The 21,887-nt window shown below is 67.3% G+C and carries 22 protein-coding genes; 20 read left to right on the plus strand and 2 right to left on the minus strand.

The features are described from left to right. Positions 1–8: 8 nt before the first annotated feature. The 15 genes from spoVG to KQH53_01780 all read left to right on the plus strand — a co-directional run bounded on the left by spoVG (position 9) and on the right by KQH53_01780 (position 16,930). Positions 9–293, plus strand: a complete 285-nt coding sequence (spoVG, locus tag KQH53_01710) for a septation regulator SpoVG (protein ID MCB2225364.1) — start codon at positions 9–11, stop codon at positions 291–293. Between the two features lie 278 nt (positions 294–571). Then, positions 572–1,513: a ribose-phosphate pyrophosphokinase gene (locus KQH53_01715; protein ID MCB2225365.1), complete on the plus strand. Its 942-nt coding sequence runs from the start codon at positions 572–574 to the stop codon at positions 1,511–1,513. A gap of 238 nt (positions 1,514–1,751) precedes the next feature. Continuing rightward, on the plus strand, positions 1,752–2,417 hold the full coding sequence (locus tag KQH53_01720; GenBank protein ID MCB2225366.1) for a 50S ribosomal protein L25: 666 nt from the start codon (positions 1,752–1,754) through the stop codon (positions 2,415–2,417). A gap of 6 nt (positions 2,418–2,423) precedes the next feature. Next, complete coding sequence (gene pth / locus KQH53_01725; protein ID MCB2225367.1) at positions 2,424–3,041, plus strand: aminoacyl-tRNA hydrolase; 618 nt, start codon at positions 2,424–2,426, stop codon at positions 3,039–3,041. Then, entirely contained in the window at positions 3,041–5,074 is a 2,034-nt protein-coding gene (locus tag KQH53_01730; GenBank protein ID MCB2225368.1) for a sodium-translocating pyrophosphatase, read from the plus strand. The genes pth and KQH53_01730 overlap by 1 nt, the downstream gene beginning before the upstream one ends. A 97-nt stretch (positions 5,075–5,171) precedes the next feature. Continuing rightward, positions 5,172–5,744 carry a CarD family transcriptional regulator gene (locus KQH53_01735; protein ID MCB2225369.1) on the plus strand — a complete coding sequence of 191 codons (573 nt, stop codon included), beginning with the start codon at positions 5,172–5,174 and terminating at the stop codon, positions 5,742–5,744. Between the two features lie 140 nt (positions 5,745–5,884). Further along, the gene (locus KQH53_01740) at positions 5,885–6,769 is read left to right on the plus strand and encodes an RluA family pseudouridine synthase (GenBank protein MCB2225370.1); all 885 of its coding nucleotides are present in this window, start codon (positions 5,885–5,887) and stop codon (positions 6,767–6,769) included. Further along, entirely contained in the window at positions 6,762–7,385 is a 624-nt protein-coding gene (gene coaE / locus KQH53_01745) for a dephospho-CoA kinase (GenBank protein MCB2225371.1), read from the plus strand. The genes KQH53_01740 and coaE overlap by 8 nt, the downstream gene beginning before the upstream one ends. Before the next feature lie 415 nt (positions 7,386–7,800). Continuing rightward, positions 7,801–9,054 (plus strand): transcription termination factor Rho, encoded by a 1,254-nt coding sequence (gene rho, locus KQH53_01750; GenBank protein MCB2225372.1) that lies wholly within the window; start codon positions 7,801–7,803, stop codon positions 9,052–9,054. A gap of 392 nt (positions 9,055–9,446) precedes the next feature. Beyond that, on the plus strand, positions 9,447–9,737 hold the full coding sequence (gene rpmE / locus KQH53_01755; protein ID MCB2225373.1) for a 50S ribosomal protein L31: 291 nt from the start codon (positions 9,447–9,449) through the stop codon (positions 9,735–9,737). A 21-nt stretch (positions 9,738–9,758) separates the two neighbouring features. Then, the gene (locus KQH53_01760; GenBank protein ID MCB2225374.1) at positions 9,759–10,697 is read left to right on the plus strand and encodes a DUF1385 domain-containing protein; all 939 of its coding nucleotides are present in this window, start codon (positions 9,759–9,761) and stop codon (positions 10,695–10,697) included. Between the two features lie 282 nt (positions 10,698–10,979). Continuing rightward, the gene (gene prfA / locus KQH53_01765; GenBank protein MCB2225375.1) at positions 10,980–12,071 is read left to right on the plus strand and encodes a peptide chain release factor 1; all 1,092 of its coding nucleotides are present in this window, start codon (positions 10,980–10,982) and stop codon (positions 12,069–12,071) included. A 12-nt stretch (positions 12,072–12,083) separates the two neighbouring features. Further along, a complete protein-coding gene (gene prmC, locus KQH53_01770; GenBank protein MCB2225376.1) occupies positions 12,084–12,959 on the plus strand; it encodes a peptide chain release factor N(5)-glutamine methyltransferase in 876 nt (291 codons plus the stop codon). Beyond that, positions 12,952–14,214, plus strand: coding sequence for a UDP-N-acetylglucosamine 1-carboxyvinyltransferase (gene murA / locus KQH53_01775; protein MCB2225377.1), 1,263 nt, complete (start codon positions 12,952–12,954; stop codon positions 14,212–14,214). Before prmC ends, murA begins: the two co-directional genes overlap by 8 nt. 289 nt (positions 14,215–14,503) lie before the next feature. Beyond that, positions 14,504–16,930 (plus strand): DNA internalization-related competence protein ComEC/Rec2, encoded by a 2,427-nt coding sequence (locus tag KQH53_01780; protein ID MCB2225378.1) that lies wholly within the window; start codon positions 14,504–14,506, stop codon positions 16,928–16,930. A 46-nt stretch (positions 16,931–16,976) separates the two neighbouring features. Here KQH53_01780 and KQH53_01785 read toward each other — a convergent pair whose 3' ends face one another. After that, positions 16,977–17,378, minus strand: a complete 402-nt coding sequence (locus tag KQH53_01785) for a MerR family transcriptional regulator (protein ID MCB2225379.1) — start codon at positions 17,376–17,378, stop codon at positions 16,977–16,979. A gap of 88 nt (positions 17,379–17,466) precedes the next feature. Here KQH53_01785 and KQH53_01790 point away from each other — a divergent pair, with 88 nt between their 5' ends. The 3 genes from KQH53_01790 to KQH53_01800 are packed head-to-tail and all read left to right on the plus strand — an operon-like array spanning position 17,467 to position 19,419. Next, positions 17,467–17,979, plus strand: a complete 513-nt coding sequence (locus tag KQH53_01790; GenBank protein ID MCB2225380.1) for a hypothetical protein — start codon at positions 17,467–17,469, stop codon at positions 17,977–17,979. A gap of 4 nt (positions 17,980–17,983) precedes the next feature. Beyond that, on the plus strand, positions 17,984–18,907 hold the full coding sequence (locus KQH53_01795) for a TIGR01212 family radical SAM protein (GenBank protein ID MCB2225381.1): 924 nt from the start codon (positions 17,984–17,986) through the stop codon (positions 18,905–18,907). Next, the gene (locus KQH53_01800; protein MCB2225382.1) at positions 18,904–19,419 is read left to right on the plus strand and encodes a methylated-DNA--[protein]-cysteine S-methyltransferase; all 516 of its coding nucleotides are present in this window, start codon (positions 18,904–18,906) and stop codon (positions 19,417–19,419) included. Before KQH53_01795 ends, KQH53_01800 begins: the two co-directional genes overlap by 4 nt. A 186-nt stretch (positions 19,420–19,605) precedes the next feature. On the opposite strand, the gene KQH53_01805 is transcribed toward KQH53_01800, so the two are convergent. Next, on the minus strand, positions 19,606–20,382 hold the full coding sequence (locus tag KQH53_01805) for a GGDEF domain-containing protein (protein ID MCB2225383.1): 777 nt from the start codon (positions 20,380–20,382) through the stop codon (positions 19,606–19,608). Positions 20,383–20,690: 308 nt separating this feature from the next. Between KQH53_01805 and KQH53_01810 the strand changes: the two genes are divergently transcribed. Together KQH53_01810 and KQH53_01815 are read left to right on the plus strand one after the other, a co-directional pair. Further along, the gene (locus tag KQH53_01810) at positions 20,691–21,284 is read left to right on the plus strand and encodes a TetR/AcrR family transcriptional regulator (GenBank protein ID MCB2225384.1); all 594 of its coding nucleotides are present in this window, start codon (positions 20,691–20,693) and stop codon (positions 21,282–21,284) included. Between the two features lie 78 nt (positions 21,285–21,362). Next, on the plus strand, positions 21,363–21,881 hold the full coding sequence (locus tag KQH53_01815; protein ID MCB2225385.1) for a hypothetical protein: 519 nt from the start codon (positions 21,363–21,365) through the stop codon (positions 21,879–21,881). The last annotated feature ends 6 nt before the right edge of the window (positions 21,882–21,887 follow it).

A 21,887-nucleotide genomic window follows, 5' to 3' on the forward strand; every position in this document is an offset into this window, starting at 1 on the left:
GGCTTAGCATGGACGTGACCGAGGTAAGGGTCTTCCCGGTAGAGGAAGAGCGACTAAAGGCTTACGCAACTATCACCCTTGATCATTGCTTCCTGGTGAGAGACCTCAAGATCATCCATGGCAATAAGGGCCTGTTTGTGGCTATGCCCAGCAAAAAGCGCAAGGATGGCACTTACCAGGACACCGCACATCCCCTGAACCGGGAAACGCGGCGCATGATCGAGGATGCGGTTCTAGCCGAATACGAACGCGTCCGGAACGAAGACGTTCTGGTCAGCGAAGCCGGCGGATAGGCCGGCACCGGGCAGTCGCCGCCAACGGGGGGGCCGGCCTTTTGAGGCCGGCGCGGCTTTGAGCCAGCGAGACTCTCGCCGGGCTCCGATGGTGGAGTTCGGGCGAGGGCTGGCTTTTTGGCGGAAGCCTGTTAAAAATTTAGGTCTTACTTAGGCTCCGGCGCCCGCCCGGTCCGCCCCCCGGCGGCAGAGGCCCGCGCCGGACGCGCCAAACAGGCGGCCGCGCGCCGGGCGCCGGGTATTGGGCCCCGTGGGGCCCGGGGAATAACTGGGAAGCCATGTTCAACAAGCTCAAGGTCTTCACGGGCAACAGCAATCCCCATCTGGTGGAGGAGATCTGCCACTACCTGCACCTGCCGGTGTCCCAGGCGGTGGTGCGCCGTTTCAGCGACGGCGAGGTCTTCGTGGAGGTGGGCGAAAACGTGCGCGGCTCGGACGTGTTCGTGGTGCAGTCCACCAGCCCGCCGGTCAACGACCACCTGATGGAGCTTCTGATAATGCTGGACGCCTTCAGGCGCTCCAGCGCCCAGCGCATCACCGCGGTGATCCCCTACTACGGCTATGCCCGCCAGGACCGCAAGGTGGCCCCCCGGGTGCCCATCACCGCCAAGCTGGTGGCCGACTTGATCACCACGGCGGGGGCCCGCCGCGTGCTGGCCATGGATCTGCACGCCGGACAGATCGGCGGCTTCTTCAACATCCCGGTGGACCATCTCTACTCCGCGCCCATCATGCTGGACTATCTGCGCAAGAACCTCACCGGCGACGCGGTCATCGTGAGCCCCGACGCCGGCGGCGTGGAGCGCGCCCGGGCCATCGCCAAGCGGTTGCAGGCCGGGCTGGCCATCATCGACAAACGGCGCGAGGCGGCCAACGTGGCCGAGGCCATGAACATCATCGGCGACGTCAAGGGCCGCCGGGCGGTGATCCTGGACGACATGATCGACACCGCGGGCACCCTCACCGAGGCGGCCCGGGCGCTGACCGAGCATGGGGCCAGCGAGGTCTGGGCCTGCGCGGCCCACCCGGTGCTCTCCGGGCCGGCGGTCACCCGCCTGGCCGAGAGCCCCATTAGCCGGGTGGTGGTCACCAACACCATCCCCCTGGCCGAGGAAGCCGCCTCCAACCCCAAGATCCACCAGCTCTCGGTGGCCCAGCTTCTGGGCGAGGCGGTCAGGCGCATCCATATGGAGGATTCGGTGAGTTCCCTGTTCGTATAGACAGGCGACCCGGGGCGCCCCCAAAAGGGCGCAGAGCAAAATTAGTAGTCGACACAGATGATTGCCGGGGGTTGTCGCCGGCAATCATCTTGTTAGGAGTCAGGCGAGCATAGGACCGCTTCCGCGGTGAGCGGGGCGCGGAAATTCGTTTGCCTTTTGTGAAAAATCGCATTATAGTCACATGACCCAGCAGGCAGGACCTGTTTAGAAGAGGTTCGGCCGGAGGAAGTTTGCAACCATGGAACAGATACCCCTGGCGGCGGAGCGCCGCGAAAGCACTGGCAAAGGCCCGGCCCGGCAGATGCGCGTCGAGGGCCAAGTGCCGGCTATTTTTTACAGCGGCGGCCAAGAGGCGGACAAGCTCACCATCGAAAAGGCCGAGATCGATCGCGTTCTGCGCGTGTCCAGCGGCGGCACCGCCTTCTTGTCGCTCATCATCGGTGACGACGCCCCCCGCATGGCGGTGATCAAAGAGCTTCAGTTCGACTACCTGGGCAAGAGCGTCCTGCACGCCGACTTCTACGAGGTGCGGGCCGACCAGGAGCTGACCATCGACGTGCCCATCGAGCTCGTTGGCGAGCCCAAGGGCATGACCACCGGCACCCTGCTTTCCCAGACCGCCTACACCGCGGCCATCGTGGGCACCGTGGCCGATATTCCCGACTCGCTCACCCTTGACGTGACCGAGATGGAGATCGGCGACGCCCTGTACTCCGACGCCCTGACCCTGCCCGAGGGTGCCAAGCTCCAGGCCGAGGAGAACTTCATGATCGTCTCCTTGTCCGAGGCTACCTTGGCCCTGGAGGAGGAAGAGGAAGAAGAAGGCGAAGAGGGCGAAGGCGAAGAGGGAGCCGAGGGCGAAGGCGCCGGCGAGGAAGAGAAGACCGAGGAAGGCAGCGAGTAGCTCGCCTTGGCCTCGTATTGGGACCAGATGCCAGGACCGGCCTTGGTCCTGGGTCTGGGAAATCCGGGAGCGCAATATTCGGGCTCCCGGCACAACCTGGGCTTCGCGGTCACCAGCCTTTTGGCCGACCGCCACGGTCTGGTCCTGAGCAAGAGCGGGCACCACAGCCACTGGGCCAAGGGCCGGGTGGCGGGCCGCGAGACGATCATAGCCCAGCCGCAGACCTTCATGAACCTGAGCGGCGAGGCGGCCCTGAGCCTCCTGGGCTATTTCGATCTGGAGCCCGGCAGCCTGATCGCGGTGCACGACGACCTGGACCTGCCCCTGGGGCGGCTGAAGGTGGCCCTCAGGGGGGGACCGGGGGGCCACAAGGGGGTGGCCTCGATAATACGATTATTGGGCAGCGAGGCCTTCGGTCGCCTGAAGGTGGGCATCGGAAGGCCGCGTTTCGAAGAACCCGTAGAGAAATTTGTGCTGAGCGGCTTTTATGCCGATCAGCGTGAAAAAGTAGCAGAAACGGTGCTGGTCGCCGCGGATTGCCTGGAGGTAATGCTCGCCTCGGGCGCCCAGGAGGCCATGCAAAAGTTCCACCGACCCTTTAGCAACGAGGAGGAAGAGGGGTAATGTTTCAACTCACCGTAGCAGCGCCTTATCTGGCCCTGTTCGGGCTGCTTGTGGCCTTCCTGATTTACGGCTACGTCAAAAAGCAACCCAACGGCAACGAGCTTATGCAGAAGCTCGAAGGTCAGATTCACGCCGGCGCCATGGCCTTCTTGAAGAAGGAATATTCGATCCTGGCGATCTTCGCCGTCATCGTATTCCTGCTGCTGGGCTTCGGCATCGCCTGGCCCACCGCCATCGCTTTTGTCTCCGGCGCCATCTGCTCCATCGCAGCCGGCTACTCCGGCATGACCGCGGCCACCCGCGGCAACAGCCGCACCGCCGAGGCCGCCAACAAGTTCGGCCAGGCCAGAGCCCTGAACGTCAGCTACTTCAGCGGTTCGGTTATGGGCCTGGCGGTGGCCAGCCTGGGCCTGTTGGGCGTGGGCTTCTGGTTCTGGTATTACGGTCATGATCCGGTGACCGCCCAGTACATCAACGGCTTCGCCATGGGCGCCAGCTCCATCGCGCTGTTCGCGCGCGTGGGCGGCGGCGTCTACACCAAGGCCGCCGACGTCGGCGCCGACCTGGTGGGCAAGGTCGAGGCGGGCATCCCCGAGGACGACCCCCGCAACCCCGGCGTCATCGCCGACAACGTGGGCGACAACGTGGGCGACATCGCGGGCATGGGCGCGGACATCTTCGAGTCCTACTGCGGCTCGATCATCGCCACCATCGCCATCGGCGCCACCGCCTCCGCGGGCCTGATCACCCAGGTGGGCAACCCCGCCCTGGGCAAAGTGGCCCTCATGGCCGCCCCCATTCTGGTGGTCATGGCCGGCCTGCTCGCCTCCTTCGTGGGCGTGTTCTCCATCAAGATCTTCGAGAAGGGCAGCCCGGCGGGCGCTCTGCGCTACACCACCTGGGTGGCCGCGGTGATCTTCGCCATCCTGTCCTACATCGCCCTCAAGGGCCTGGGCATGAACGCCGGTCCCTGGTGGGCCATCATCAGCGGCCTGGTGTGCGGCATCGCCATCGGCCTGTTGGCCGAGTACTACACCAGCGGCCCGCCGGTTAAGCACATCGCCGAGAACACCCAGACCGGCCCGGCTACCGTGATCATCTCCGGTCTCGCCGTGGGCATGCGTTCCACCTACCTGCCCATCCTGGGCATCTGCGTGGCCACTTTCGTGGGCTACAAGGTGGCGGGCATTTACGGCATCGGCCTGAGCGCCGTGGGTATGCTGGCCACCGTGGGCGCCACCATGACCGTGGACGCTTACGGCCCCATCGCCGACAACGCCGGCGGTATCAGCGAGATGGCGGGCCTCGGACCAGAGACCCGCAAGATCACCGACTCCCTGGACGCCCTGGGCAACACCACCGCGGCCATCGGCAAGGGCTTCGCTATCGGTAGCGCCGCCCTCACCGCCTTGGCCCTGTTCGTGGCCTTCACCCAGGCGGCCGGTCTCCAAACCATTAACATCACCGACCCCATGGTGGTCATCGGCGTGCTGCTGGGCGGTATCGTGCCCATGCTGGCCGCGGCCATGACCATGGAGAGCGTGGGCAAGGCCGCCTTCATGATGGTCGAGGAGATTCGCCGCCAGTTCCGCGAGATCCCCGGCCTGCTCGAAGGCAAGCCTGGCGTGGAGCCTGATCCCGAGACCTGCGTGAGCATCGCCACCGGCGCGGCCCTCAAGGAAATGGTGGCTCCCGGCCTGCTGGCGGTCCTTACCCCGGTGGTCGTGGGCTTCGTCCTAGGACCCACCGCCCTGGGCGGCACCCTGCTGGGCGCCACGGTCATGGGTGTCTTCCTGGCCCTGTTCATGTCCAACGGCGGCGGCGCCTGGGACAACGCCAAGAAGTACATCGAGGAAGGCAACCACGGCGGCAAGGGTTCCGACAACCACAAGGCCGCAGTCGTGGGCGACACCGTGGGTGACCCCTTCAAGGACACCTCGGGTCCGGCCATGAACATTCTCATCAAGCTGATGAGCGTGGTCTCCCTGGTGCTGGCTCCGGTTCTGTTGGGCTACAGCGGCCTGCTGAACTAAGCACCTAAGGCACAAAAACTCAGGGGCCGGCCCTTCGGGGTCGGCCCCTGTTTTTTGCCCTATGCCTGGGCACTTAGCCCATCATCCCCCGCCGATAATGCTTGACAGAAATACCCCGCCTGATATAATAACAATTCATACAGGTTATCCGACCTACCGCTATACAACCATTCCTCAGGAGAGCGCCTTGTTCAAAAAGGGACAGCTTGCGGTATATCCTGCCCACGGAGTGGGGGTCATCGAGTCCGAGGAAGAGAAACATATCGGCGGGCAAGCGCAGCGCTTCTACATCCTGCGCATCCTGGAAAACGATATGATCATAATGATACCCACCGACAACGCCGCCACGGTGGGCCTCCGGCCCGTGATCGATCAGCGCCAAGTTACTCAGGTCTACTCCATCCTCAAGGACCGCGACGTGGTCATCGAAAGTCAGACCTGGAACCGGCGCTACCGCGACTACATGAAAAAGATCAAGACCGGCTCGGTCTTCGAGGTGGCCGAGGTGCTCCGCGACCTCTTTTTGCTCAAGCTGGACAAGGAGCTATCCTTCGGCGAGCGCAAAATGCTCGACACCGCGCGCAGCCTGCTGGTCAAAGAGGTCTCCATCGCGCGCCAGGCCGAGGAGGCCGAGATCGAGGCCGAGGTGGAGAAGATCTTCCACGCCTGATGGCCCCGCTTCTTCCGCATAATTTTGCCCCGGCCGGCCTCTCTCCGGCCGGGGCTTCCTTTTAAGCCGTGCAAGAACACCGCCTCATAGTCCCCCCCGAAAGAGCGGGCCGCCGCTTGGACGCCCTCTTGGCCGAGCTGATGGCCCCGGAGCTCTCCCGGGCCCAGGCCCAGCGCCTCATCAAGGAGGGCCGCGTCACCCTGGGCGGCCGCACCGCCCGCCCTTCGTCCAAGGTGGCCGCCGGACAGGAGCTGGTGGTGGCGGTGCCCCCGCCCGAGCCCCTGGAGCTGGCACCTGAGCCCATGGACCTGGACGTGCTGTACGAGGACTCCGAAATCATCGTGGTGAACAAGCCGCCCGGCCTGGTGGTGCACCCGGCGGCGGGTCACTACAGCGGCACCCTGGTGGCCGGGCTTTTGGCCCACTGCGGCGACCTGGCCGGCATCGGCGGCAAGCTCCGGCCCGGCATCGTGCACCGCCTGGACAAGGACACCTCCGGCGCCCTGGTGGCGGCCAAGAGCGACCGAGCCCACCGGGGCCTGGTGGCCGCCTTTGCCGCCGGCCTGGTGGACAAGACCTATTTGGCCCTGGTGCGCGGCGCGCCTCCGGCCAAGGGCAAGGCCGAGAGCGCCATCGGGCGCCATCCGGTGGACCGCAAGCGCATGTCCTCGGCCGCCAAGCACGGCAAGGCCGCGCGCACCGCCTGGCGGGTGGTGCATCGCTTCGACGGGGAGGCCAGCCTGCTGCGGGTGAAGATCGCCACCGGCCGCACCCACCAGATCCGGGTGCATCTGTCCGAGGCGGGCTTCCCGGTGTGCGGCGACCGCACCTATGGCGGACGCCGGACCCGAAGCGGCCTGGAAGGCACGGCGGGCGCGGCGCTCAAGAAAGCCGGCCGCCAAATGCTGCACGCCCTGGAGCTGGGCTTCGCCCACCCGCTCGGCGGCGAACGGGTGGAGGTCATGGCCCCCCTGCCCCCGGATTTCCGCGCGGTGCTCCGCGCCCTGGAGCAGGAGTATGCTTAGGGTGGGCCTCACCGGCGGCATCGCCTCGGGCAAGTCCACGGTGGACCGGATGCTGGTGGAGCTGGGTGCCTTTTTAGTGGACACGGACCAGCTTTCGCGGGTGGCGGTGGAACCCGGCTCCCCCGGCCTGGAGCGGATCGCGGCCAGGTTCGGCCCGGAGATGATCGCCCCGGACGGCAGCCTGGACCGCGCCCGTTTGCGCGCCCTGGTCTTCGCCGACGCCGCCGCCCGGAACCAGCTCAACCGCATCGTGCACCCCGAGGTGGCCCGGCTGACGAACGCTCAGCTGGCCAGCCTGGAGAGTGAGCATCCCCAAGGCGTGGCCATCATCGACGTGCCGCTGTTGTTCGAGAGCGGCTGGCAGCGGGGCCTGGACCGCACCGTGTTGGTGTGGGTGCCCCGCGAAGTGCAGCTAAAGCGGCTCATGTCCCGCGACCATTGCAGCCAAAACCAGGCCGAGGAGGCTCTGGAGGCCCAGATGCCTTTGAAAAACAAGAAGGCCTTGGCCGATTTTTTAGTTGACAATGCGGGGGCCCTGGACGAAACTCTCAAGCAGGTAAAGCGTTTGTGGCAACAATTAGATTCTCTTGCCCGCGCCGCCGACCCCCGGTCATAATCGCCCCCGGAAACAACTCCCAGACACGCGGCCTTGCGACCGCCTGCGTATATGCGGATACACCCGGGGACTACAGCGCCAATAGCCTTTTTTCCCGAGCACGCGGCTAGATAAGCGAACCACTCAAAACAATACGTAATCAGGCGCCATGAGCCGCGCATGCGGCCGCGCCTTCCCTGGCCGCCCCAGGCGGCAATCCCGAAGCAAGCATCTCAACCCAAACAGTGAAAGATCAATGACCGAGAACAAAGCCCCCCGCAGCACCGAGCGCCGCCCCGCCCGCGGCCGACGCCGCCCCCCGGCCAACAACGCCAACGGCGTCACCCATCCCAACGGCAGCAGCAGCAACGGCGCAACCGGCAACAGCGGCAACGGCGGCAACGGCCAGGAGGCCCCCCCCGACGCCGGCGGCAGCCTGAATATCCTCCAGCTCAAGGAAATGCCCATCAAGGCCCTGAACGACATGGGCCGCGAGTTCAACATCGAGGGCGCGGCCGGTATGCGCAAGCAGGACCTCATCTTTGCCCTGCTCACCGCCCAGGCCGAGCGCAACGGCGCCATCTACGGCTCCGGCGTGCTGGAGATCCTGCCCGACGGCTTCGGCTTTTTGCGCGCGCCGGACTACAACTACCTGCCCGGCCCGGACGACATCTACGTTTCGCCCTCCCAGATCCGGCGCTTCAACCTGCGCACCGGCGACACCATCAGCGGCCAGATCCGCCCCCCCAAGGAGGGCGAGCGCTACTTCGCCCTGCTCAAGGTGGAGGACATAAACCACGAGCCGCCCGAGGTGGCCCGCGACAAGATCCTCTTCGACAACCTGGTGCCCCTGTACCCCGAGGAGCGCATCGTCCTGGAGGTGGAGGGCCAGCCCAAGAACTACTCCGCCCGGGTCATGGACCTAATGTGCCCCATCGGCAAGGGCCAGCGCGGCCTCATCGTCAGCGCGCCCCGCACCGGCAAGACCATGCTGTTGCAGAACATCGCCAACTCCCTGGCCAAGAACCACCCCGAGGTGGTGCTCATCGTACTGCTCATCGACGAGCGGCCCGAGGAGGTGACCGACATGCAGCGCTCGGTCAAGGGCGAGGTGATCTCCTCCACCTTTGACGAGCCGGCCCAGCGCCACGTGCAGGTGGCCGAGATGGTCATCGAAAAGGCCAAGCGCCTGGTGGAGCACAAGCGCGACGTGGTTATCCTGTTGGACTCCATCACCCGCCTGGCCCGGGCCTACAACACCGTGGTGCCCCCCAGCGGCAAGATCCTCTCCGGCGGCGTGGACTCCAACGCCCTGCACCGGCCCAAGCGCTTCTTCGGCGCGGCCCGCAACATCGAGGGCGGCGGCTCGCTGACCATCATCGCCACCGCGCTGATCGACACCGGCAGCCGCATGGACGAGGTGATCTTCGAGGAGTTCAAGGGCACCGGCAACATGGAGATCCATCTGGACCGCAAGCTCAGCGACAAGCGCATCTTCCCGGCCATCGACATCAACCGCTCCGGCACCCGCAAGGAGGAGCTGCTTTTGGAAGAGGCCGACCTGCACCGCATCTGGATTCTCCGCAAGCTTCTGGGACCGCTCACCGCGGTGGACTCCATGGAATTCCTCTTGGAGAAGATGCACGGCACCGCCTCCAACGCCGAGTTCCTGGACTCCATGAGCCGCTAGCCGGCCCGGTTCGAGTTGGCGAAGGGGATTGTTGGGTTGGAACCAGCTGGCGAGGAAGCTGCCAAACCGCCGCGAACCCGAAGAGCGAATCGCTCTAGATTAGCGGCACAGCCAGCCGCCGGAAGACGAGGCGACCCAAGGCTTGGGTGGCCGACGGGTTACGGCGGGAGCAACAGGCGCTTAAGAAATGATTAGTTGCGCCGACCCGCTTTGCCGGCAGCGGCACGCTGCCTGGCAAGCGAGGGCCGCAGGCGTAGCCAAAGCTACGTTAAGCTCCGAGCGCGGCCAGCAACAAAGTATGCCGGTGGCTGGCGCAGCCGTATCTTGCAAAAGCGGCGGCAGAGGTTATACTTGCGGTTTAAATCGAGCACACGCCTGAGGAGGCGATAGAAATGAAAAGCGACATTCATCCCGACTTCAAAGAGGTGACCGTCCGCTGCGCCTGCGGCAACGAGTTCCTCTCCGGCTCCACCAAGGACGAGATCCGGGTGGAGATCTGCTCGGCATGCCATCCCTTCTTCACCGGCAAGCAGAAGCTGGTGGACAGCGCCGGCCGCGTGGAGCGCTTCTACAAGAAGTACGCCCACCTGGACAAGTACGCCGGCAAGGCGGCCGAGATGGAAGCCGAGCGCCTGGCCGCGGCCGAGGCCAAGGACAAGGCCGCCGAAGAGTCCGGGGAGTAGTATCAGCCGGGAGGCCATGCCATGAACCCGGCCAACGTGGGAGGCCAGGCGGTTATCGAGGGGGTTATGATGAAAGCCCCCTCGCGCCTTTGCGTGGCGGTCCGCCGTCCCTCCGGCGACATCCTGGTCAAGAACGACCCCCTGCGCTCCCTGGCGGCCCGCTGGCCCATGCTGGGCTGGCCGTTTTTGCGCGGCCCGGTCATCCTGGGCGAGACCCTGGTGCAGGGCATGAAGGCCCTGTCCTTCTCGGCCCAGCAGGCCTTGGAGGAAGAGGGCGAGGAGCTGGGCTCCTGGGCCCTGCTGCTAACGCTGGTGGCGGCCATCGCGGCGGGCCTGGGCCTGTTCGTGGCCGTGCCCCATCTGCTGTCCCTGGCCCTGGGCCGCGTGGTGCCCGGCGGCTACGACACCCACAGCTTCTGGTTTCATCTGGTGGACGGCCTGATCAAGGTGGCCATCTTCGGGGCCTACCTGTACATCATCTCCCTGATGCGCGACATCCGGCGGGTGTTCGAGTATCACGGGGCCGAGCATAAGGCCATCTACTGCTACGAGTCCGGCGGCGAACTCTGCGTGGAGGCGGCGCGGGGCTATTCCCGCCTGCACCCCCGCTGCGGCACCGCCTTCCTGCTGGTGGTGCTGGTGGTCTCCATCCTGGTCTTCGCGGTGGCCCTGCCTTTCGTGCCCCGCCTGGCCGAGGCCGGCTGGCTCAACCAGGCCCTCTTGATCGCCCTGAAGATCGTGCTCATGCTGCCCATCGCCGGGGTGTCCTACGAGGTCATCCGCCTGGCGGGCAAAAAGCAGGGGAAGGGCATCTGGGGCGCCCTGATCTGGCCCGGGCTTCAACTTCAGCGCCTGACCACCCGCGAGCCTTCCGACGACCAGATCGAGATCGCCCTAGCCGCCCTGAAGGCCGCCACCTGCACCGACAAGGACCAGGAGGCCAGCATCTGCGTGCTTTAAGCCCGCATATTTCAGGAAGACAGCGCCTCCGGCTGCGCCAGCCACCGCCATACCGCGTTGCCGGCTTCGCCCGGGCCTGGACGTAGCTACTCGACTAGGCCGGCGGCCCTCGCTCGCCGGACGCCCTGGCTGGCGGCGGCTGACTATGCCGGTGGCGAGCGCAACCCTTCTTCTGATAACCTTAAGTCCTATTATTACGGGGCTAATGGATGCAGGCTCGATGTTCCAGCCGCCCATTTCTCCTGAAATAAGCGAGCTAGCCCCCCTGGTTGGTGAAAAACTATGTCCCTATCCCCTGAGTTGAAAAAGCGCCTGACAGAGGTGCGCGAACGCTACCAGGAAGTCGAGAAGAGCCTGGCCGATCCCGAGGTTTTGGGCGACCCCGAGACCTACACGAACGCGGCCAAGGAGCACTCCGAGCTAGCCGAACTGGTGGAGACCTTCGACACCTATCAGCGCCTGGAAAGGGAGCTGGAGGAGAACCAACTCCTGCTCAGCGAGGACGACTCCGAGCTGGTGGAGATGGCCGAGGCCGAGATCGCTTCGGCCGAGGAAAAGCTGCCCGAGCTCGAGGATAAGATCAGCCTGCTCTTGCTGCCCAAAGACCCCAACGACGACAAGAACGTGCTTTTGGAGATCCGGGCGGGCACCGGCGGCGACGAGGCGGCCCTGTTCGCGGCCGACCTGCTGCGCATGTATCTGCGCTACGCCGAGCTCAAGGGCTGGAAGCACGAAGAGATGGACTCCCACCCCACCGACGCGGGCGGCTTCAAGGAAGTCATCGTGATGATCAACGGGCAGGGGGCCTACAGCCAGCTCAAGTACGAGTCCGGGGTGCACCGGGTGCAGCGGGTGCCAGCTACCGAGAGCCAGGGACGCATCCACACCTCGGCGGTGACCGTGGCGGTGATGCCCGAGGCCGAGGAGGTCGAGCTGGACATCAACCCCGACGACCTGCGCATCGACGTGTTCCGTTCCTCCGGCCCCGGCGGCCAGCACGTGAACAAGACCGAGAGCGCGGTGCGCATCACCCACATCCCCACCAACCTGGTGGTCTCCTGCCAGGATGAGAAAAGCCAGCACAAGAACAAGGCCAAGGCCATGAAGGTGCTGCGGGCGCGGCTCTACGACAAGATGCTGGAAGAGGCCGCCGCCGAGCAGGCCGCCACCCGCCGTTCCATGGTGGGCAGCGGCGACCGCTCCGAGCGCATCCGCACCTACAACTACCCCCAGAACCGGGTCACCGACCACCGGGCCAACCTGACGGTTTACAAGCTGGAGATGATGATGGCCGGCGAGCTGGACCATATGCTCCCCGAGCTGATCCAGCAGTTCCAGTCCGAGGCCCTCAAGGCCCAGGCCGACGCGGCCTAGGGGCTCAAACCCTTGCCCGAGGCCTGGACCGTCGGTCGGCTCATCCCCTGGGCGGCCCAGTATCTGAAAAAGTACGACGTGGAGGCGGCCCGCCTCTCGGGCGAGCTTCTGCTGGCCCGGGTGCTGGGCTGCACCCGTATGGAGCTCTACCTTCGCTTCGAGCAACCGCTCTCGCCCGAAGAGCTGGCCCAGTTCAAGGCTCTGATCCTCCGCCGCCGCGAGCACGAGCCCGTGGCCTACATCCTGGGCAGCCGCGAGTTCTGGGGCCTGGAGCTCTCTTGCGGCCCCGGCGTCCTGGTGCCCCGGCCGGAGACCGAGCATCTGGTGCAGGAAGCCCTGGAGCGCCTGGTGGGCCAGGAGGGGCCCAAGGTGCTGGACCTGTGCACCGGCTCCGGGGCGGTGGCCCTGGCCCTGGCCAGCGAGCGGCCCGACGCCGAAGTGGTGGCCTGCGATATTTCGGAGCAGGCCTTGACCTGGGCGCGGGCCAACGCACAAAATCTAGGACTACAAGAGCGGGTCTGCTTCAAGGATGGCGATCTTTGGGAGGCCGTGGCCACTTCGCACGGCTTTTTCGACCTGATCACCGCCAACCCGCCCTACGTGTCCGAGGACGAGTGGAGCCAGCTGCCCCCCGAGGTGAGGGAGCACGAGCCGCGCCTGGCCCTGTTGAGCGGCGCCAACGGCCTGGATGCCGTGCAGAGCATCATCGCCGGAGCCGGGGCGCATCTTAGGCCCCTGGGCTGGCTTTTAGTGGAGCTGGGCGCGGGCCAGGCCGCCGCCGCGGCCGAGCTGGCCATGGCCAGCGGGGCCTTCGACGAGGTGACCACCGCCCCGGACCTGAGCGGCATAGAGCGCGTGCTCATCTGCCGGCGGAAGGATTATGGATAAACTGGTCATAACCGGCGGCAGCCCCCTGGTGGGGCGGGTCAAGATAAGCGGGGCCAAGAACGCGGCCCTGCCCCTGATGGCCGCCACCCTGCTCACCCGGGGCAAGAACCGCCTGGCCAACGTGCCGGACCTGCGCGACGTGCGCACCATGGGCCGCCTGCTGGGCACCCTGGGCGCCGAGACGCGCACCCGCACCGACCGCCTGTACATCGACACCGGCAGGGCCGAGGGCGACGAGGCCCCCTACGAGCTGGTCAAGACCATGCGCGCCTCGGTCTTGGTGCTGGGGCCTTTGGTGGCCCGGCGGGGCAGCGCCCGGGTGTCGCTGCCCGGCGGCTGCGCCATCGGCGAGCGGCCCATCGACCAGCACCTCAAGGGCCTGGAGGCCATGGGCTGCAAGGTCAAGCTGGAAGGCGGTTACGTCCTGGCCGAGGCCAAGCGCCTGAAGGGCGCGGAGATCGCCATGGACCTGGTGACCGTGACCGGCACCGAGAACCTGGTCATGGCCGCCTGCCTGGCCAAGGGCACCACGGTCATCCGCAACGCCGCCCGCGAGCCCGAGGTGGTGGACCTGTGCCAGGCCCTGAGCGGCGCCGGGGCCGAGATCAGCGGGGCGGGCACCGCCACCATCACCATCAAGGGGGTGGACGAGCTGGCCCCCCTGGACCACCGCGTAATGCCCGACCGCATCGAAGCGGGCACCTACATGGTGGCGGCAGGCATCACCCGGGGCGAGCTGACCATCGTGGACGCGCCCCTGGAGCACCTGACCAGCGTGGTAGGCAAGCTCAAGGAGGCGGGCATCCGCTTCCAGCCCACGCCCAAGGGCCTGGTGGTCAGCGCCCGGCGGGCCCCCCGCCCGGTGAGCATCATCACCGGCCCCTACCCCGGCTTCCCCACGGACCTGCAAGCCCAGCTCATGGCCCTGATGTGCCTCAACTCGGGCAGCGCAGTGTTCCAGGAAACGATTTTCGAAAACCGCTTCATGCACGTATCCGAGCTGCGCCGCCTGGGCGCGGAGGTCGAGGTTACCGGCTCCACCGCCGTGGTCAAGGGGGTGCGCGGCCTCAAGGGGGCCCAGGTAATGGCCACCGACCTGCGGGCCAGCGCCTGCCTGGTGCTGGCCGCCCTGGCCGCCGAGGGCGAGACCCACATCAGCCGGGTGTACCACCTGGACCGGGGCTACGAGGCCATCGACCAGAAGCTCACCAGCGCCGGGGCCACTGTCCGCCGCGAGGCGGAGTCGGGGCCGTAGTAAAGCGGGAAGAGACAAGAAGCGAGTAATAAAAAGAGGGTAAGGCGGCGATGGCGGCCTTCCCTCTTTCTTTTTCCCAGCGCCCCGACCTGGGCCCGTCACTGTTTCAGCGCCCGATAGGACTATCTTCCCGCACCACCTTCGGCACAGCCAGGCGGCGGCAGACAAGGCGCGGGCAAGCGAGTTCCGCAGGCGTATATGCCAATACGCCGAGGAAACGAGCGCCCCCCGCAACACCGTATGCCGTCGTCTGGCGAAGCCGCCTCCAATTAAACTACAATGACTTCCCATGAGCCGCTTGCATCCGCTTGTCATACCTGCGTGCGGCCTGGTGGGGGGAATCGTCCTGACCAACTGGCTGGGTCCCTGGCCCGGCTGGCTCCTGCTGGCCCTGGCTGCCTTGCCTCTGGCGCTCCTGCTCTGGCGGGGCCTGGGGGGCCGCTCCCTCTCGCCCTGGCTGCTGGCCCTGGCCTGCCTCCTGGCCGGGGCGGGGCTCTTTTCCCTGGAGCAAAGCGCTCCCCTGCCCTTGGACCACGTCGCCCGCCTGGCCGACGGCAAGCAGCACCAGCTCACCGCCCTGGCCCTGGCCCCGGCCGAGCCGGGCACGCGAGGCTTCCGCCTGGAGGCCGAAGCGCTCAGCCTGGACGGCCATCCGGTGAGCGGCAAGCTGCGCCTCTCCCTGGCCGAAGGCACTGCCCCGCCTCCGGCGGGCAGCCGCTTTGCGGCGCGGGTCAGCCTGCGCCCGGTGGTGGGCCTGGCCAACCCCGGCGGCTTCGACTACGCCGAGCACCTGGCCGGGCAGGGCATCCACGCCACGGCCTACGCGGGCAAGCGGGCGGGGCTCAAGCTGCTGGAGCGCCGCGCCGCCTCCGGCCCCCGCGCCTGGCTCATGGCCGCCCGCCAGCGCCTGGCCGGCGAGCTGAACGCCCTGCCCGAGGGCCAAGGCCGGGCGCTGCTCAGAGCCCTGATCCTGGGGCAGCGCGGCGGGCTCAGCGGCCACACCCGCGAGGCCTTCGGGGCCACGGGCACTGCCCACCTCATCGCCATCAGCGGGCTGCACATCGGCCTGGTGTGGGGCCTGGCCTATCTGCTCTTGCGCTGGGGCCTGGCCGCCTGGCCCGGCCTGCCCCTGCGTTGGCCGGTGATCAAGCTGGCCTCGGCCGGGGCGCTCATCCCGGCGGCGGCCTACGCCGCCCTGGCCGGGGCGGGCACGCCCACCCTGCGCGCCCTGATCATGATCGCCTGCCTGGTGGCCGCCCTGTGGGCGGGCCGCCCCTACCGCCCCGCCGGGGGGCTGGCCCTGGCCGCGTTGGTCATCGGGCTGCTCTGGCCTAGCGCGCCCCTCACGCTCTCCTTTCAGATGTCCTTCGTGGCCGTGGCCGCCATCCTCCTGGCCGCCGGGCCCCTGTCCCGCTGGCTGCGCGGCCTGGCGCCGGGGCCGCGCGCGGTGGGAGCGGTGCTGGGCTGGCTGGGGCTCAGCGGCGCGGTGGGCCTGGCCGTGTGGCCCCTGGCGGTGCTTAGCTTCCACCAGCTCCCGGTGCTCTCCCTGCCGGCCAACGCCCTCTTGATCCCTCTGGTAGCCATGCTCACCCTGCCCCTAGCGCTCATCGCCGCCGGGGTGGGCCTGGTGTGGGGCTTTGGCGGCGAGGCGCTCCTGGCCCTGGCCGCCTGGCCCGCCACGGGCGCGGTGGAGCTGGTGGCCTGGCTGGCCGCCCTGCCCGGGGCCACGCGCTATCTGGCCGGTCCCGGCCCCGTGTCGGTGGCCCTCATCTACGCCGGGGCCCTGGCCGCCCTCATCCTTCCCCGGGTGTGGCGCTGGGGCTTGGGCGGGGCCCTGGGTCTGGCGGGCCTGCTCTTGTGGCTGGGCACGGGCGGGCCGCCACCCCCCGACGGCCAGCTGCGGGCCTGGGTTCTGGACGTGGGGGCGGGCTCAGCCACTGTCCTGCGCCTGCCGCGCGGCCAGGTGGTGGTGGTGGACGGCGGCGGCTGGCCGGGCAGCGACTTCGACTTCGGCCGCCAGGTGGTGGCCCCCTTCCTGTGGGGCCATGGCTTCGACCGCGTGGACGTTCTGGCTTGCAGCCACCGCGACCAGGACCACGCGGGCGGCCTGCCCTTCTTGCTGCGCTGGTTCGCGCCGCGCCAGCTGTGGACCAACGGCGCGCCGCCTCAGGGCGGGTCCTATGGCCGCTTGCTGGAGCTGGCCCGGGAGCGTGGGGTGCCGGTGTTGGGGCCCGGCCAGATTGCGCGCGTTAGGGAAATCGGCGGGGCCGAGCTGCGCCTACTCTGGCCCCGGCCGGGCCAGGACGCGGCCGCCCTGCCCAGCAACGACCGCTCCCTGTGGCTGGGCTTCGGCCTGGAAGGCTCCTGGCTGTGGCTGCCCGGGGACAACGGCCCCCGGGTGGAGCGGGCGGTGGCCGGCCAAGTGCCGCCAGGCGGCAGCCAGATCATCCTGGCCCCGCACCACGGGGCCAAGAGCTCGCTCACCCCGGAACTGATGGCCCGGCTGGCCCCCCGCGCGGTGTTCTTCTCCAGCGCCTGCTGGGGCCGCTGGCCCTCGCCCAACCGCGCCCCCCTGGAACGCGCCCGCTCGGCCGGGGCCGTGGTGTACGGCACCAACTGGCAGGGCTGCCTGTCCCTGAGCACCGGCGGCGGCCCCTGGCGGGTGGAGCCTTTCCTGGCCGCGCCCCGCCGCTGCCTCCAGCCCATGCCAAAATAAAACCCGCCTCGCAAGGAGGCGGGCCTGGTCTTGATCGTATGGGGGATCAGCGGTTGGTCAGGCCGTCCACCAGGGCCAGGGTGCGGCTTTGGATATCCTTGAGGCGGTTCACCTGCTCCTCCAGGGAGCGCACCTTGGCTTTGAGCGAATCCACCTCAACGCGCAGGGCCTCGATCTGCCCGGCGGCGGAGACCCCGTCGCCGTCGTCGGTGAGGAGCTTGCGGGCCTGGCGTATGGAGAGGCCTTCGTCCTTGAGCAGGCGGCGCAGCTCGGTGAGGCGCTTGAGCGAGGCGGGGTCGAACATGCGGCGGCGGCCGGCCCCCCGGGTTATGCCCAGATACTCCTCGAACTGCTGATCGTAATAGCGAATGGTGGCCGCCGGAATCCCGGTCTGGGCCACCACTTCCTTGAGACTCATCAGGCTCGCCTGCTCACCGCCTACCTTCATGCGCGTAACCTCCCGCTGCTCCTAACCACCTATAGCACGCCGCCGGGCCGTGGGACAAGCTGGGGGCTCTGTGCTATATTCAAGCCCCATGAAAACGCGTGCTTCCAATCGCTCCGCCTCCAACCCCCTGGCCCGCCTGAAGGCCTGGGAGTGGTGGGCCTTGGCCGTGATTCTGGCCCTGAGCATGGGCCTGACCCTGCGGGGGCTCTATCTGCGCGAGCCCCAGCCGGTGCGGGTTTTCCTGGAGCGGGCCCAGCAGATCGACGAGGCGGCGCGGCGTTTCGCGGCCGACCACAACGGGGCCTTCCCGCCCGACGGCATCATCACCCGGCGGCCCGCCGGGCTGATCGACCGCTACATCCGCTGGAACGACGCCTGGCTTATCGACTTCGAGACCGGCCCCAACGGCAAGGGCGGGCACTACGTGTGCCTGGAGTTCACCGCGCCCCACGGCCGCCACGAGTACCGCGGCCTCTGCCGCAACCCCGAATACCGCGAGCGCTACGGCGAGGGCCAACCCATCCCCGGCTCGGACAACCGCATCTGGCTGATCGAGGAGAACGCCCGGGTGATGCCCCAGCCGCCGCCCAAGGGAAGCTAGCCCCGTGGATGCCGCCCGGCTGCAAGGCAGGATTAACCTGCTGGGGCCCTGGCTGCGGCGCGCCTTCGGCGGACCCACCGTAAAGATCGGCCTGGACGCGGGCCTGGGCTGCCCCCACCGGGCGGGCGGCACCGGACCCGGCGGCTGCCTGTATTGCCCCCCCGGCGGGGCGGGCGCGGGCCAAGGAGGCGGCGTGGCCGAGCAGCTGGCCAGCGGCCTGGAGCGCCTGCGGGCCCGCCATGCCGGCCGCCCCACCCCCCGGGTGCTGGCCTACTTCCAGGCCTACAGCGCCACCAACGCCCCGGCCAAGACCCTGGAGCCCATTTTCAACGCGGCGGCCCGCCACCCGGCAGTGGCCGGGATCATCATCTCCACCCGCCCCGACTGCCTGCCCCCCGAGACCTGGGAACTGATCGCCGGGCTGGCCAAGGAGCGGCCCCTGTGGCTGGAGTTGGGCCTGCAAAGCGCCCATGACGAGACCCTGGCGCGCATCAACCGGGGCCACGACACGGCCTGCTTCGACCAGGCCGTGGACCAGGCCAAGGCGCGGGGGATCAGGGTGGTGGCCCATGTCATGCTGGGCCTGCCCGGCGAGGGGCGGGAGCACACCAACGCCACGGCCCGCCATTTGGCCCGGGCCGGGGTGTGGGGGGTCAAGCTGCACAACCTCATGGTGCTGGCCGGGGCTCCCCTGGCCCGGCAACACGCCGCCGGCGAGCTGGCCCTTTGGGGGCAAGAGGAATATGCTCAAGGGGTGGCCCAGTTTTTGGCCCGCCTGCCCCGCGCGGTGCTGGTGCACCGCCTGGCCGCCGACCCCGGCCCGGACGAGCTCATCGCCCCGGCCTGGGCCGCCGACAAGGACGCCACCCTAGGGGCCATCGCCACGGCCCTGGAAACCGCTAATCTGGAGCAAGGCAGCCTGGCATGAAAGAGCTGAAGGTCTTCACGATGGAAACGCCCATCGGCCTGGTGCGCGGCGCGGTGGGACCCAAGGGCCTGGTGGCCCTGACTTTGCGGCAAGACGAGGCCGCCGAGTTCGAGCGGGTGCTGGCCAAGCGCGCCCCGGGCGTGGCGCTCAGGGAGGTTCCCGCCGAGGAAACCAAGGCGGGCCGCCAGATCGCATCCTACTTCGCGGGCAGCCGGGCCAAGCTCAGCGCGGCGGTGGACCTGGAGGGGCTCACCGAGTTCACCCGCGACGTGCTGAAAACCACCTGCGACATCCCCCGGGGCCAGACCTTGTCTTACGGCGAAGTGGCCCGGATCATCGGACGCCCCCGCGCGGCCCGCGCGGTGGGCCAGGCCCTGCACAACAACCCGGTGCCTCTGTTCGTGCCCTGCCACCGGGTGGTGGGCTCCACCGGGGCGCTCACCGGCTTCGGCTCCGGCGTTCCCATCAAGGAAGCATTGCTCAAGCTGGAATCAGGGGAGAACCCCTTCTAGGAAGGCTCAGGCAGCCAAACCCTACGGAGGGCCGCGTGGCTGGCACCGAGGGAAGTCTATCTTTTACATTTCCAATGTAGAGGCGGGGTTTATATCCACCTTCTTCGGCCGAAGCGCTGGCGGGCGGGGATAAACCCCGCCCCTACCTCAAGACATCAATACCAACCCTACCTTGACAACCTCAGCTTAGGCGGCGGCCAGCTCTATGCGGTCGCCGCCCATATCCTTGGCGCGGTACAGGGCGCGGTCGGCCAGGCCCAAGAGCTCGTCCGCCCCGTGCACGCCCTGCTCGTTGCTAACCACCCCCAGGCTGGCGCCCAGGCGCACCGTGCCTTCGGGCAGCACAATGCGGGCCTGTGCGACCGCCTCGCGCACCCGCTCGGCCAGGCGGGCCGCCGCCTCCAAGCCGGTGTTGGGGGCCAGCACCAAAAACTCGTCTCCCCCGAAGCGGCCCAACACGTCGCCCTGACGAATGCCGGCCTGGATGGCCGCCGCGCAGGCGGCCAAGGCCCGGTCGCCGGCTAGATGGCCCATCTGGTCGTTGATCTGCTTGAAGCCGTCCAGATCCAGCAGGAGAAGGCCCACCGCCTGGCCGCTGCGCTGGGCCAGGCCCAGCTCGCGCTGGGCGATCTCCATGAAGTAACGCCGGTTGTGGGCCCCGGTGAGCTCGTCGTTCTGGGAAAGGCGTTCCACCTCCCGGCGCGACTCCACCAGTTGGCGCATGAGGTCGAAGCTCTTGTAGGCCATGGGCGGAGCCACCAGCAGGGGGGCGATGGTGGTAACCACCGCCGCCACCAGCCATTCGCGGGGCCCGGCGGTGGTGGCCAGGAGCCACATGAGCCCTCCGGTGAGCACCCAGGAGACCAGCAGGGAAAGCACCGAAACGATGAGGGTGGCCCGCACCACCGCCTGGCGGTCGTTCATCTGGAGCCAGGAAATGCTGGTGGTCTTGGCTGGCGGCAAGCTTGCATTCTCCGATGATTCAGCCGGCGCGGTCGGATTGCCTTAGCCAGGATATACCACGGCGGGCTAGGCGGCGGCAAAGCGTATTAGGGAGATGGGTTGGCAAAGCGGTGCCCTTCAGCCCCAACACGGCCGGGGGCGGGACCGAGCGATGGGCCGCGCCCTGTAACCAACAGGACATACAACGATTTTATTATTAATTATCGGAATGTTATTCAGCCAAGCCCCACGAGACCCGTTTTTTTTGATTGACAAATAGCCGCCCGGCGGCAAACATACCGACAGTCGGTTTTTATAAAGGGAAAACCATGACCCGTCAACTGCCTCAGAAACAACGCCGCGAGCAAATAATCGACGCCGCCATTATGGAGTTTGCCGAAAAAGGCTATGAGAAGGCGTCCATGGGCTCCATCGCCGCCAGGGCGGGCCTGAGCAAGGGCGGCTTGTACCACCACTTCGCCAGCAAGGATGCCGTGTTGGCCGCCGCCAATGAACGCGTGTCCGTTCCAGTAACTCATTTTTTCCGGGAAATGGACGGCCTGGTCAGCCCCCGCCTGAAGCTGAAGACCTACATCAGCGAGTATCTGGATTATTGGTCCCAGAGCCGCAAGGAGTTGGCCTTCATCTTCATCTCCATTGCCAAGAGCATCTTCGAGCCCGAGCTGTTCAAGGCCTATGAACAATACATATCCCGGACCGTGGATTCCCTGGCCGCCGTGTATCGCTCGGGTATCGAACAAGGCGAGCTAATCGAGCACGACTGCCGGGCTCAGGCCCTGGCCCTGTGCGCCGCCCTGGACGGGGTGTCCTTGTATCTCAACACCGGCTCCGCCCTGGACCTGTCCGAGATCAAGGCCAGTTATGGCAAGACCTTTGTGGACTCGCTGAGCAAAAGGAGCTGAAACATGGCCCTTGAACGCCCGGCGGGCCCGGCTCACGCGACCAGGAAAGCGCCCACACGTTCGCCAGAGAGGTGATCAATGCAACCGGTTAAAGAGCTGAACTCATCGCGGCCGGCCGCCTGCCATTTGGCCGAGGGGTTCGGCCTGCGCGAGAAGATATGGGCCCAAACTTCCTTCATGCTCATGGGCATCCTGGGCACCATCGGCATCGCCAGGGCGGATTGGCCCTGGCTGCTGCCTTATATTTTCGTCTTTTGGTACGGGGTCCCGGGCATCATGATGCGGCACCTGGCCTGCCCCCGCTGCCCCCACCTGCACCGTTACCACGACTGCCTGCAAGCCCCGCCGGCCATCACCAGGTGGCTGGTGAAGCGCCCCACCGAACAGCCCTTCAACCGCGCCCAAAAAGTTTGGTTTTGGTTCCTCATGCTGGCCATACCGATCTACCCGCTCTACTGGTTGATCGGCCAGCCCGTGCTATTGGTGATGTTTTTGGCCTCGGCCTTGGCCTGGTATGGTGGTCAGCTGCTGCGCTTTTGCTCCCGTTGCCGGGTGCGGAGCTGCCCCTTCAGGCGGGTGGCGGCGGCAAGGGGATGACCCGCG

It is taken from the genome of Desulfarculaceae bacterium (genome assembly GCA_020444545.1).
Taxonomy (GTDB): Bacteria; Desulfobacterota; Desulfarculia; order Desulfarculales; family Desulfarculaceae; genus Desulfoferula.